The sequence below is a fragment of the Zoogloea sp. genome (assembly GCF_041908905.1).
Classification (GTDB): domain Bacteria; phylum Pseudomonadota; class Gammaproteobacteria; order Burkholderiales; family Rhodocyclaceae; genus Zoogloea.
Map to the genome: position 1 here is coordinate 75,649 of NZ_JAYREK010000011.1, position 11,947 is coordinate 87,595.

Consider the following 11,947-nt stretch of genomic DNA (forward strand, 5'->3'; position numbering starts at 1 on the left):
CGCGAGACCTGCCAAGATGTCCCGATTCTCCAGTTTTCTCACCGATTCCCGGGTGCAGTCCGCCATCGGTGTCGCCGTCCTGAGCGCCATCGTGCTGCTCGGCGCCCGGGCCTTCCAGCTGGCGCTGGCCTGGGCCGTCGCCCTGTGCGGGCTGGTCGTCCTCGCCGGGGTGGCCGTCTGGCTGGTCCGGCGGCAGCGCGCGCGGCGGGCCGGTGAGGCGATCGGCACCCTGCTCGAGCGCCAGGGCGAGGCCGCGCCGGGCGCCACCGCCGGGGCCGAGCTGCAGGCCCTGCGGCAGCGCATGCAGGAGGCGGTGAAGACCATCAAGACGTCCCGCCTCGGCCAGCTCTCCGGTGTCGAGGCGCTCTACGAGCTGCCCTGGTACATCACCATCGGAAACCCCGCCGCCGGCAAGAGCAGCGCGATCGTCAACAGCGGCCTCACCTTCCCCTTCGAGGACGGTGGCCAGGCGGCGATCAAGGGGATCGGCGGCACCCGCAACTGCGACTGGTTCTTTACCACCGAGGGCATCCTGCTCGACACCGCCGGCCGCTACGCCATCCACGAGGAAGACCGCGCCGAGTGGCTGGGTTTCCTCGACCTGCTCAAGAAGCACCGCCCGCGGGCGCCGATCAACGGGGTGATCGTCACGGTCAGCATCGGCGAGCTGGTGGGCGGCGACCCGGGCGCTGCGATCCAGCTCGCCAAGAGCCTGCGCCAGCGGGTGCAGGAGCTCATCGAGCGTCTCGAGGTGTTCGCGCCGGTGTATGTGCTGTTCACCAAGGCCGACCTGATCCCCGGCTTCCACGAGTTCTTCCGCGATCTCGACGCCGCCGAGCGCGACCGGGTGTGGGGTGCCACGCTGCCCGCGGACACGTCGGCCGGCGACGACCTGCTGGCCGTCTTCGACCGCCATTTCGACGAACTCCATGGGGGCCTGCGGGCGATCAGCGTCGCCCAGCTGGCGCGCCGGCAGGGCGAGGCCGTCGCCCCGGGGCTGCTCACCTTCCCGGCCGAGTTCCTGGCCATCCGCCCGGCCCTCCGGGCCTTCGTGGCGACCCTCTTCGAGGACAACCCCTTCCAGTTCAAGCCGGTGTTCCGCGGCTTCTACCTCAGCTCGGCGCTGCAGGGGGAGGATTTCGAGCCGGTCTCCAACGCGCGCATCGTCCGCCGTTTCGGCCTCGTCGATGCGCCCGCGCCGCAGCCGCCGACCACCAACCACGGCTACTTCCTGCGGCAGCTGTTCTCGAAGGTGGTCTTCCCCGACCGCAACCTGGTGCGCCAGCACAGCTCCCGCCGCAAGACCCTGCTGCGCCAGGGCGCCGTGCTGGCCTCGCTCGCCGTGCTCGGGCTGGCGCTGGCCGGCTGGAGCGCGTCCTACCTCAACAACCGCAGCCTGCTCTACAACGTCGCCCAGGATCTCGCCAAGGCCGCCAGGGTGCAGGAGGGGCGCATCGACCTGCAGTCGCGCCTGCAGGCCCTGGAGATCCTCCAGGACCGCCTCGCCCAGCTCGAACGCTTCAACGACGAGCACCCGCTGTCGCTGGGGCTCGGCCTCTACCAGGGCCGCGAGATGGCCGACGCCCTGCGCCGTGAATACTTCGCCGGCGTCTCCAGCGTGATGCTCACCCCGGTCAAGGAAGCCCTCGAAGCCTTCCTGGCCGAGGTGCATGCCCAGGGCGACAGGCTGCAGGCCCGGCCCGACGACAAGTCCGCCCCGCGGCCGGCCGCCGGCCAGCCCTATCGCGCCGCCCGGCCCGGCGACGTGGACGACGGCTACAACGCCCTCAAGACCTACCTCATGCTGGCCAGCCATGAGCACCTCGATGCCGGCCACCTGTCCGACCAGATCACCCGCTTCTGGCGCGCGTGGCTGGAGGCCAACCGCGGCACCATGAGCCGCGAGGAGATGATCCGCTCGGCGGGGCGCATCCTGTCCTTCCACCTGGCCCACGCAAGCGACGCCGACTGGCCGACGATCCAGACCAACCTGTCGCTGGTGGACGACGTGCGCGACACCCTGCGCCGGGTGGTGCGCGGCATGCCGGCGGCGGAGCGGGTGTACGCCGAGATCCGCGCCCGCGCCTCGACCCGCTTCGCGCCGGTCACCGTGGCCGGCATCGTCGGCCCCGACAACGCCGGCCTGGTGAGCGGCAGCCACGTGGTCTCCGGCGCCCTCACCGTCGAGGCCTGGCGCGAGTACGTGCAGCCGGCCATCAAGGACGCCGCCACCAGCGCCCGCAAGAGCGTCGACTGGGTGCTCGAGACCACCGCCCGGGACGACCTGACCCTCGAAGGCAGTCCGGAGCAGATCCAGAAGACCCTCGTCGAGATGTACAAGCGCGACTACGCCGAAGCCTGGCGCCAGTTCGTGCAGGGCATCAACGTGGCGGCCTTCGACAGCTTCCCCGAGGCCGTCGCCGCGATGAACCGCCTCGGCGACGCCCAGGTGTCGCCGGTGGGCAAGCTCGTCAGGGCCATCGTCGAGCAGACCGCCTGGGACAACCCCTCCATGGCCAACGCCGGCCTCGAGCGGGCCCAGCGGGGCGTGCTCGACTGGTTCAAGCAGTCGGTGCTGCAGATGGCGCCGAGCCCGGTGAAGGTGGACGTCAACGTCACCGCCAAGCCCGTCGAGATCCCGCTCGGGCCGATCGGCCGCGAGTTTGCCGGCTTCGGCCGCCTGGCCCTGCCACGGGAGGGCGGCGAGCCGCTCCTCGACACCTACCTCAAGCAGCTCTCCAAGATCCGCACCCGCCTCAACGGGCTGCAGAACCAGGGCGACCCGGGCCCTGGCGCCCTCAAGCTGATGCGCGAGACCCTCGACGGCAACGGCTCCGAGCTGGCCGACGGGCTGCGCTTCGTGGACGAGCAGATGCTCACCGGCATGCCCGACGCCCAGCGCGCGGTGCTGCGCCCGTTGCTGCTGAGGCCCCTGCTGCAGACCTACGCGGCGGTCATCCGGCCGGCCTCCGAGGAGCTCAACAAGACCTGGGAGGCCCAGGTCTACGAGCCCTTCAACCGCAAGCTGGCGCTCAAGTATCCCTTTGCCCCGAAGGCCGGCATCGAGGCCTCGCCGGCCGAGATCGCCCAGATGTTCGGCCCCGAGGGCGCCATCGCCAGATACGTGGACGGCACCATGGGGCCGCTGGTGGTGCGGCGCGGCAACACCGTCACCCCGCGCACCTGGGGCGAGCTGGGCCTGGTGCTGCAGCCCGAGTTCGGCAACGGCTTCGCGCGCTGGGTGTCGCCCCTCGAGGGCGGCGCCGCGACCGATGCGGGCGGCGGCGCCGGCCAGGCCCAGACGGTGTTCATGCTGCGGCCCCAGCCCGCCGCGGGCACCACCGGCTTCAGCGTCGAGATCGACGGCCAGAAGCTGGCCTACCGCAACGGCCCGACCCAGTGGAACAACTTCGTGTGGCCCAATGCCGGCGGCGCGCCGGGGGCCCGCATCGTCGCCACCACCTTCGACGGCCGCACGATCGAGGTGGTCAATGTGCCCGGCCGTTTCGGTCTCGAGAAGATGATCAACGCCGCCACCCGCACCCGCCAGCCCGACGGCAGCTTCCGGCTGGTGTGGGCCGCCGAGGGGGTCGAGGTGGGCATTGACCTGCGCGTCGTCAGCAGCACCCAGGTGCAGGCCGCGGCGCCGGCAGGGCAGGGGGGTGACCGCGGGCTGGGCGGCCTGGTGCTGCCGGCCAGGGCCGTCGCGGTGGGAGGCGGCGGGGCGGGCGCCACCCCGGCCGCGAGCAGCCCGGCGTCGGCGGTTCCGCCAAGTGCGGGGCCGATCGCCCAGGTGGCGGCGGGGGGCGCCCCATGAGCCGTGCGGCCACCTTCTTCGGCAAGATCCCCGGCCGCGGCGACTTCGTGAAGGGCGCCGGCCACCCTCCGCTGATCGGCAGGCTGGACGGCTGGGCCTCCGGGGCGATGGAGCTGATCGCCGACGATCCGGGCTGGAAGGCCGCCTACGACCAGGCCGCGCCCATCGACTTTGCCTTCGTCGGTGCCGGCAGCGGGGTGTCGGTGGTGGGGCATCTGCGCCCGAGCGCCGACGCGTCAGGCCGGCGCTTTCCCTTTCTGGCCGCGGCCGCGGTGGAGCGGGGCGACACCCTGATGTTCCGCTGCGCCCCCTGCGGCCTCGGCGAGGCCTGGCGTGCCCTCGGCCGTCTCGCCGGGGCGGCGGTGGCGGGGGCGCCGGCGGCGGCCTGGCAGGACGCCCTCGAAGCCGTCGACTGCGGCGCCCATTTCGATGCGGCGATCCGCAGCGACCCGCTGGGGGCCTTCGTGCGCCAGACCCGCCTCGATGCCCTCGCGGCCTTGCTCGGCACCCGGCCGCAGGCCGTCGCCCGGGTGATCCTGGCCATCGGCCTGCTGCTGCGCCCCGTCCTCGGCCAGCCCTCCGCCGGCATCGACAAGGACCTGATCCTGCCGCTTCCGGCCGACCCCGACGCCGCGCTGCAGGTGGCCGGCCTGTGGCTGTACCTGGTCACCGCCTTCCTGCGCCACGCCGGGCTCGAGTTGCAGGTGCTGATCCCCTGCGGCGGCGGGCGCCTCCACCTGGGCTTCCGCGGGGCCACGGCGGACACCCTGGCCGGGGCCCTCGCGCCGCTGCCGTCCGGGGGGCGGGCGATCCACCTCACCGACCCCGACTGGATCGACACCCAGCCGGCCCTCACCCGTGACCCGGGCATCGCCCGGCTGGCCAGCTATCTCGCCCGGCCGGAGATCGGGCTCGAACCGGTCGTCACCACCTTCCGCGAAGTCTTCCTCGGAGAATGAACATGTCCTCCCGCCTCGTCCAGGCTGCCCTGCTGTTGTCCCTGAGCCTGCCGGCCCTGGCCCAGACCGCCGCCCCGGCGGCCCCCGACGACACCGGCAAGCTCGTCGCCGCCGGCACCGTGCCCGACGAGGCCGCCCGCGCCGCAATCCTCGGCAGGCTGCGCGAGCTCTACGGCGCCGCCAACGTGGTGGACCGGCTCGAAGTGGGCGGGGTTGTGCCGCCCCCCGGCTGGGCCGACAACATGACCCGGCTGCTCTCCGGCCGGCTCCGCCAGGTTCATGGGGGCCGGCTGGAGGTGAGCGGCACCCGGGTCGCCCTCAAGGGCACGGTGGCCAACGAGGCCCTGCGCCAGCAGGTGGTCTCCGAGATGGCCGGCGCGCTCAACCCCACCTACACCATCGACAACGCCCTGGTGGTGGGCGGCGGCGGGCAGGGCGTGCTCGACAAGACCCTCGCCAACCGGGTCGTCGAGTTCGAGACCGCCTCGGCCCGGCTCACCCCGGCGGGCAGCCGGATCCTCGACGAGATGGCCGAGGCGATCAAGCGCATCGGCACGCCCCGCCTGCAGCTCATTGGCCACACCGACGGCAACGGCAAGCGTGAGGCCAACCTCGAGCTCAGCCTCGCGCGGGCCAACAGCGTGCGCAACTACCTGATCGAAAAGGGCATCCCCGCCGATTCGCTGGCCGCCTCCGGCGCCGGCCCCGACCGCCCGCTGGGCAGCAACGACACCGCCGAGGGGCGCGCCCGCAACCGCCGCATCGAGTTCCGGCTGGGCGGCTGAGCTTCATCCCCGGGCCCGCCTGTCGCCGCGGCGGCCCTGGCCGTGCCGGGGCAGGGAGCCCCGCCGGTCTTCGCGTCGCCCCGATCTGACGAGCTGTTGTCACCTTACCGCCGGGGGCGGCGGTGAGCCGTTTTGTCATTAATCGTGGGTTAAGGGTGGCTATCGATAATCGGGTGACAACATCCCCTAAAGAGGTCACCCCGAATGCGAACGCTCCCCCTGCAGAGCCATTCATCACCCGCCAGGCTGCGCGCCGGCATCCTGAGCGGTGCGCTTGCCGTCACCCTCGCCGCCTGTGGCGGCGGAGGCGGAGGCAGCGCGCCCACCGCCACCGCGGCGGCAGCCCCCAGCACGCTCTCCGGCACGGCCGTCGACGGCTACCTGCAGGGCGCGCGCGTGCTGCTCGACGTTAACGGCAACGGGCTCGCCGACCCCGGCGAGCCGACCGCCGTCACCGACGCCGCCGGCCGTTACAGCCTCGACTACAGCCAGGTCGCCAGCCCCCTCGCCGGCATGCGGGTGATCGTGACGGGCGGTATCGACACCGACACCGGCTACGCCTTCACCGGCATGCTCACCGCCCGCGCCGACGTGGCCCGCAGCGGCCAGCTGGTGTCGCCCCTCACCAGCCTGGTGGATGCCCTGGTGGCCCGCGGCCTGAGCCTCGACGAGGCGCGCACCAAGGTGGCCGGCGCCCTCGGGCTCACGGTGGCGGATCTCGCCACCGACCCGCTCGCGGTGCTCGCCAGCCAGCCCGGCCTGTACACCCGCCAGGTGGCCCTGCAGCGGGCCGTCCAGCTGATGGCCAGCGCCAGTCAGGGCAACGAGACGGCCCATCAGGCCCAGGAGCGGGTGCTCGGCGCCCTCGCCGCGGTGATTGTTGCCCAGAACGGGCCCGCCACCGTCGGCGAGATCGTCGCCCGGGCCAACGCCAGCCAGGCCGGCGTCGGCCGCGAGCTGGCCGAGGCCATCGAGGACACCCTGGAGCGGGCCCTGCGCACCCAGGGCGGCCACGCCAGCGCCAAGGCCAGCCTGAAGGCGATGGACCAGATCCGCCACGAGATGGAGAGCTCCCACGAGTACAACCTGGGCCAGGCGGCTTCCCGGCTCGACCAGCGCAACCGGACCACCGCCTACAGCGGCCTGACGGGCAGCGCGGGCCGCAGCGAAGCGGTCAACACCCTCACGTCCCGCGATCGCACCACCGCCACCGTCAGCCAGCCGGCCTCCACCGCCGGCCGCCTGCTCGCCTCCAACTGCTTCCAGTGCCACGGCACCGGCGGCGTCGGTGGTTTCGAGCGGATCCGCGGCTCGGACGCCGCCGAGGTCAAGGACTACCTCCGCAAGCCCGCCCGCAGCGACATCATGGCGGCCCACGCCCAGGGCTACACCAACGCCCAGCTCGACGCGATCATCGCCTACCTCAAGCAGTAAGGACCGGAGACCTCCATGCCCATTACAAACAAGCCCTCCCGTCGCCGCCTGCTGCTGCTGGCTGGTGCCGCCCTCGGCACCGGCATGCTGGGCGGCCTCGGCCGCCTCGCCCTCGCCGACTCCGATGATGACGACAGCGACGACCACTACGAAGAAAGCGCCAACACCAGCTTCGCCCCGGCCTACACCGGCCTGAACGCCCGCATCGTGGTGGTGGGCGGCGGCATGGCCGGCGCCACGGCCGCCAAGTACCTGCGCCTGTGGGGCGGTACCGGCCTGCAGATCACCCTCGTCGAGCCGGCGGCCCGCTACACCTCCAACATCATGAGCAACCTGGTGCTCAACGGCAGCCGCAACATCGCCACCCTCAGCTACGGCTACGACAGCCTGGCCGCCAAGTACGGCGTCGGCATCAAGGTGGCCCGGGTCGTCGCCATCGACGCCGCCGCGCGCACCGTGGCCCTCTCCGACGGCAGCAGCCTGCCCTACGACCGGCTGATCCTCGCGCCGGGGGTCGAGTTCACCGACGCCTACGGCCTCACCCAGGCCGACTACGCCGAGCGCACTCCCCACGCCTGGCAGGCCGGCCCCCAGACCACGCTGCTGGCCACCCAGCTCGCCGGGATGCAGAACGGCACCTTCGTGATGACCATCCCGAAGGCACCCTACCGCTGCCCGCCGGGGCCCTACGAGCGCGCCTGCCTGGTCGCCGACTACCTCAAGACCTACCGGGGCGCCGCCTCGCGGGTCGTCGTGCTGGACGAGAACGCCGCCATCCAGGCCGAGCGGGAGACCTTCGAGCACGCCTTCGGCGTCACCCACGCCGGGGTCATCCGCTACGAGGCCGGCGTGACGGGCATCCGGATCGACCCGCAGACCCGGCGTGTCAGCTACCTCGACGCGGTGGGCAACCCGCAGGTGATCGACGCCCAGGTGGTGAGTCCGATCCCGCCGCACCGGGCCACGGGTTCGGGCGCCGGCGGCTGGCTCGCCGCGGCCGGGCTCAACAACAGCGCCGACGGGCGCTGGTGCGGGGTGGATGTGCTGAGCTACGAATCCACCGCCCAGGCCGGCATCCACGTCATCGGCGACGCCGCCAGCTGCGGCCTGCCCAAGGCCGGCCACGTGGCCAATCAGGAGGCCAAGATCTGCGCCGACGCCATCATCCGGCTGCTCGCCGGCCAGCAGCCCGACCCGGCGCCGGTCGCCAACTCGGCCTGCTATTCGCCGATCACCGCCGGCACCGCCTCCTGGCTGACCGCGGTGTACCAGTACGACAGCGCCAGCCGCAGGATGGTGCTGGCGGCCAACGGCGGCAACACGGCGGGCGCCACGGCCATCGAATCGGCTACGGTGAGCAGCGGCAACTTCCGCCAGATGACCACCTGGTTCAACACGCTGATGGGCGACAGCTTCGGCTGATCCGGCGGGGCTGCCCATGCCGCTGCCGCCCGCGCCCGACGGCCTGGGCGGTCGCGCCGTTGCCGTGTCCGTGGCCCGGCCGGGTCATGCGATACGGCAATCCCGGCGGGCGGGTGTTTCAGCTTCCATTCATCTGGAATCCGCGAGAATCCTTCCGGCGTCTCGGTGAGATGCACCAACCCGACCCTGGAGATTCCCATGAAAAACCTGTCTGCCCTCTTCGTCACCACCCTCGTCGCCGGCGCCGCCGTGGCGGGCCCCACCTGCACCGTGCCCCAGGAAAAGTGGATCAAGGAGGCTGACTTCAAGGCCCGGCTCGAAGCCCAGGGCTACCGGATCAAGACCTTCAAGGTCAGCCGGGGCCAGTGCTACGAGATCTACGGCTTCGACAAGAACGGCAGGAAGGTCGAGATCTACTTCGACCCCCAGACCGGCGCCGTGATCGAGTCCAGGTAACAAAACCCCTGCCGGCTCTCCCCGCGAGACAATCACCATGACCCAGCCCCTGTCCGACCCGCCCGTCTACGTGTGGGACCCCTTCGTGCGGGTCTTCCACTGGAGCCTGGTGGCCTGCGTCCTCCTCAACTTCGTCGTCGAGGAGGGCGAGACCCTGCACCAGGCGATCGGTTACGCCGCCAGCGCGCTGGTCGTGCTGCGCGTCCTGTGGGGTTTCATCGGCACCCGCCACGCGCGGTTTGCGGACTTCTTCCCGACCCCGGAGCGGGTCCGGCGGCACGTGTCGGGGCTGCTGGCCGGTACCGCCCCGCACTACGTGGGCCATAATCCCCTCGGGGCGCTGATGATGCTCAGCCTGATGGCCCTTGTGCTGGCCCTCGGCCTCACGGGCTACCTGCAGACCACCGACAGCTTCTGGGGCGAGGAGTGGCTCGAGGAGCTGCACGAAGGCCTCGCCTTCACCCTGCTCTGGCTGGCAGGATTGCACGGCGCCGCGGCCGTCGTCCTCGGCCGCCTCGAACACACCAACCTGGTCGGCGCGATGATCACCGGCATCAAGACGCGCCGCAAACCCTGAGCGGCGGGCCGGCATCCGCCCAGAACCCGGATCCTGCGAGGAGTCACCCCATGAAATCCCTCCTTCACCTGTTCATCGTCGGCGGGCTGGCCTGCGCCGCGTCGCTGGCCGTGGCCGGCGAGCGGCCGCGGGTCGAGGAGGTCCGCCAGCTGCGCGACGCGGGCAAGATCCTGCCGGCCGAGGAGATCCTGGTGCGCAGCCGCAAGGTGCAGCCGGGCCAGGTGGTCGGCCTCGAGCTGGAGCGCGAAGGCGGGCGGCTGATCTACGAGGTCAAGCTGATCGACAACGCCAACCGCTTCCACCAGCTCGAGTTTGACGCGGCCACCGGCGCCCTGCTGCGCCACTGGGGCAAGTGAGCCATGCGCCTGCTGATCGTTGAGGACGACGCCGCCCTCGGGCCGGGCCTGCGCAGCCAGCTGGCGGGCCGCGGCTACGCCGTCGACCTGGCCACCAACGGCATCGATGGCGCCCACCTGGGGGCCACCGAGCCCTACGACGCGGTGATCCTCGACCTCGGCCTGCCCGGCAAGCCGGGGCTCGCGGTGCTCAAGGACTGGCGGGCGGCGGGCAACCGGGTGCCGGTGCTGGTCCTGACCGCCCGCGACGGCTGGGCCGAGCGGGTCGAGGGCCTGCAGGCCGGCGCCGACGACTACCTCGGCAAGCCCTTCCACATCGAGGAGCTGGCGGCCCGCATCCAGGCCCTGCTGCGCCGCGCCGCGCCGGCCCAGGCCCCCCAGCTGCAGGTCGGCAAATGGCGCCTCGACGAGGCCCGCCAGCGCCTGGTGGACGCCGACGGCGCCGAGCTGGCCCTCACCGCCACCGAGTTCCGTCTGCTGCGCTACTTCATGCGCCACCCCGACGTGGTGCTCTCCAAGAGCCGCCTGGCCGAGCACGTCTATGATTTCGACGCCGAACGCGACAGCAACGTGATCGAGGTTTACGTCTGCCGGCTGCGCATCCTGCTCGGCAACGAGCGCATCGAGACCCGCCGCGGCCAGGGCTACCTGTTCCGGAGCCAGCCTTGAGCGCGCCCAGGGCGGGGCGCCGCCCGGCCCGCCCCCCGTGGGTGTCGAGAAAACTCGGGGCGGCCCTGCGTTTCCTCGAGCGCGCCGGCCTCTTGCCCATGAACTCCCTGCGCCGCCGGCTCTCGGTCACCCTGGCGCTGGTGCTGCTCGCTGCCGGTGCGCTGCTGGCGGCGAGCCTGCAGGACTTTCCGCGCCGGCTGGTGGAGGACTACGTGCTGTCGCGCCTCCACCACGACGCCGACCTGCTCTACGTGCGCCTCATCGACGCCGCCGCCGCCGCGCCGGGCCAGCCCATCGACCCGGCCCGGATGGGCGGCGTCGGGCCGGTGTATGAGCTGCCCCTGTCCGGGCATTACTTCGTGATCAGGCGGGGCGGGCAGATCATCCGCTCCCGCTCCCTGTGGGACGAGGACATCCCGATCCCCGAACTCGGCAAGGCCGTCGAACTCGTGCAGCGCGGGCAGGGCCCGGCCGGCCAGGCGCTGCTGATCTTCGCCTCGCAGTTTCCCGGGGTCGGCGGCGCGCTGCCGGTGACGCTGGTGGTGGCCGAGGACGTCACCTCCATCGACGCAGCCATCGCCGACTTCCGCCTCAAGACCTTCATCGCCCTGGCCCTGGCACTGGGGCTGCTGCTGATCCTGCAGCGGCGGGTGCTGGTGCAGGGCCTGGCGCCCCTCGACGAGGCGGTGGCGGCCTGCCGCCGGCTGGAGCAGGGCGAGGCCACCGCCATCGACGCCACCGCGCCGGCCGAGGTCCAGCCCATGCTCGACGCGGTGAGTCGGCTCGCCCACCACCACACCCAGCGCATCACGCGCATCCGCCACGCGGTGGGCAGCCTGTCCCATGCCCTCAAGACCCCGCTGGCGGTGCTCAGCCAGGCCGCCGACGAACTCGCCGGCTGCGACCCGGCGCTGGCCGCCCTGCTGCACCGCCAGCTCGAGGCCATGCGCGGCACCGTGGAGCGGGAGCTGCACCGCGCCCGCCTGTCGGGCGGCGGCCCGGTCGGCGCGAGCTTCGACGTGCGCAGCCAGCTGGCCGGGCTGATCGACGTGCTGCAGCGCCTGCACGCGGGGCGCGCCATCGCCATCGAGCTGGACGCCCCGGAAGCCGGCCTGCCGGTGGACCGGGAGGACATGCTCGAACTCTTCGGCAACCTGCTCGACAACGCCTGCAAGTGGGCCAGCGCCCGCGTGCGGGTGTGCGTCGCGCCGGGCGGAGCCGACGGGCGGCTGGCCTTCTGCGTCGAGGACGACGGCCCGGGCGTGCCCGACGCCCTGCTCGGCCAGCTCGGCCAGGCCGGCGTGCGCAGCGACGAGAGCCGCCCCGGCCACGGGCTGGGCCTGGCGATCGTCAGCGACATCGTGGCCCAGTACGGCGGCACCCTCCGCTTCGGCCGCTCGGCCGACCTGGGAGGTCTGCGCGTGGAGGTCAGCCTGCCGCTGGCAGGCGGCGGGGCGGGGTAAGGGGGGGGC

General features: G+C 72.5%; 10 protein-coding genes. All 10 read left to right on the forward strand.

Annotated elements, in window-relative coordinates:
* The first annotated feature begins 16 nt into the window (after window positions 1-16).
* The gene (gene tssM / locus ACE3OU_RS08710; RefSeq protein WP_374241161.1) at window positions 17-3,817 is read left to right on the forward strand and encodes a type VI secretion system membrane subunit TssM; all 3,801 of its coding nucleotides are present in this window, start codon (window positions 17-19) and stop codon (window positions 3,815-3,817) included.
* Window positions 3,814-4,776 carry a type VI secretion system-associated protein TagF gene (gene tagF / locus ACE3OU_RS08715; protein WP_374241162.1) on the forward strand — a complete coding sequence of 321 codons (963 nt, stop codon included), beginning with the start codon at window positions 3,814-3,816 and terminating at the stop codon, window positions 4,774-4,776. The genes tssM and tagF overlap by 4 nt, the downstream gene beginning before the upstream one ends.
* 2 nt (window positions 4,777-4,778) lie before the next feature.
* A complete protein-coding gene (locus ACE3OU_RS08720) occupies window positions 4,779-5,561 on the forward strand; it encodes an OmpA family protein (RefSeq protein ID WP_374241163.1) in 783 nt (260 codons plus the stop codon).
* Window positions 5,562-5,765: 204 nt separating this feature from the next.
* Window positions 5,766-6,995, forward strand: a complete 1,230-nt coding sequence (locus tag ACE3OU_RS08725) for a cytochrome c (RefSeq protein WP_374241164.1) — start codon at window positions 5,766-5,768, stop codon at window positions 6,993-6,995.
* A gap of 15 nt (window positions 6,996-7,010) precedes the next feature.
* A complete protein-coding gene (locus tag ACE3OU_RS08730; RefSeq protein WP_374241165.1) occupies window positions 7,011-8,417 on the forward strand; it encodes an FAD-dependent oxidoreductase in 1,407 nt (468 codons plus the stop codon).
* Window positions 8,418-8,615: 198 nt separating this feature from the next.
* Window positions 8,616-8,873, forward strand: coding sequence for a PepSY domain-containing protein (locus ACE3OU_RS08735; protein WP_374241166.1), 258 nt, complete (start codon window positions 8,616-8,618; stop codon window positions 8,871-8,873).
* 37 nt (window positions 8,874-8,910) lie between these two features.
* The gene (locus tag ACE3OU_RS08740) at window positions 8,911-9,450 is read left to right on the forward strand and encodes a cytochrome b/b6 domain-containing protein (protein ID WP_374241167.1); all 540 of its coding nucleotides are present in this window, start codon (window positions 8,911-8,913) and stop codon (window positions 9,448-9,450) included.
* Between the two features lie 50 nt (window positions 9,451-9,500).
* On the forward strand, window positions 9,501-9,806 hold the full coding sequence (locus ACE3OU_RS08745) for a PepSY domain-containing protein (RefSeq protein WP_374241168.1): 306 nt from the start codon (window positions 9,501-9,503) through the stop codon (window positions 9,804-9,806).
* 3 nt (window positions 9,807-9,809) lie between these two features.
* The gene (locus ACE3OU_RS08750; protein WP_374241169.1) at window positions 9,810-10,475 is read left to right on the forward strand and encodes a response regulator transcription factor; all 666 of its coding nucleotides are present in this window, start codon (window positions 9,810-9,812) and stop codon (window positions 10,473-10,475) included.
* A 98-nt stretch (window positions 10,476-10,573) separates the two neighbouring features.
* Window positions 10,574-11,938: a sensor histidine kinase gene (locus ACE3OU_RS08755; protein ID WP_374241170.1), complete on the forward strand. Its 1,365-nt coding sequence runs from the start codon at window positions 10,574-10,576 to the stop codon at window positions 11,936-11,938.
* Window positions 11,939-11,947 lie beyond the last annotated feature (9 nt).

What these genes read in the sequence shown, in the direction of transcription:
- ACE3OU_RS08755 (WP_374241170.1), top strand. Translation starts at nt 10,574, where the DNA reads ATGAACTCCCTGCGCCGCCGGCTCTCGGTCACCCTGGCGCTGGTGCTG.
- ACE3OU_RS08740 (WP_374241167.1), top strand. Translation starts at nt 8,911, where the DNA reads ATGACCCAGCCCCTGTCCGACCCGCCCGTCTACGTGTGGGACCCCTTC.
- ACE3OU_RS08720 (WP_374241163.1), top strand. Translation starts at nt 4,779, where the DNA reads ATGTCCTCCCGCCTCGTCCAGGCTGCCCTGCTGTTGTCCCTGAGCCTG.
- tssM (WP_374241161.1), top strand. Translation starts at nt 17, where the DNA reads ATGTCCCGATTCTCCAGTTTTCTCACCGATTCCCGGGTGCAGTCCGCC.
- ACE3OU_RS08735 (WP_374241166.1), top strand. Translation starts at nt 8,616, where the DNA reads ATGAAAAACCTGTCTGCCCTCTTCGTCACCACCCTCGTCGCCGGCGCC.
- ACE3OU_RS08725 (WP_374241164.1), top strand. Translation starts at nt 5,766, where the DNA reads ATGCGAACGCTCCCCCTGCAGAGCCATTCATCACCCGCCAGGCTGCGC.
- tagF (WP_374241162.1), top strand. Translation starts at nt 3,814, where the DNA reads ATGAGCCGTGCGGCCACCTTCTTCGGCAAGATCCCCGGCCGCGGCGAC.
- ACE3OU_RS08750 (WP_374241169.1), top strand. Translation starts at nt 9,810, where the DNA reads ATGCGCCTGCTGATCGTTGAGGACGACGCCGCCCTCGGGCCGGGCCTG.
- ACE3OU_RS08730 (WP_374241165.1), top strand. Translation starts at nt 7,011, where the DNA reads ATGCCCATTACAAACAAGCCCTCCCGTCGCCGCCTGCTGCTGCTGGCT.
- ACE3OU_RS08745 (WP_374241168.1), top strand. Translation starts at nt 9,501, where the DNA reads ATGAAATCCCTCCTTCACCTGTTCATCGTCGGCGGGCTGGCCTGCGCC.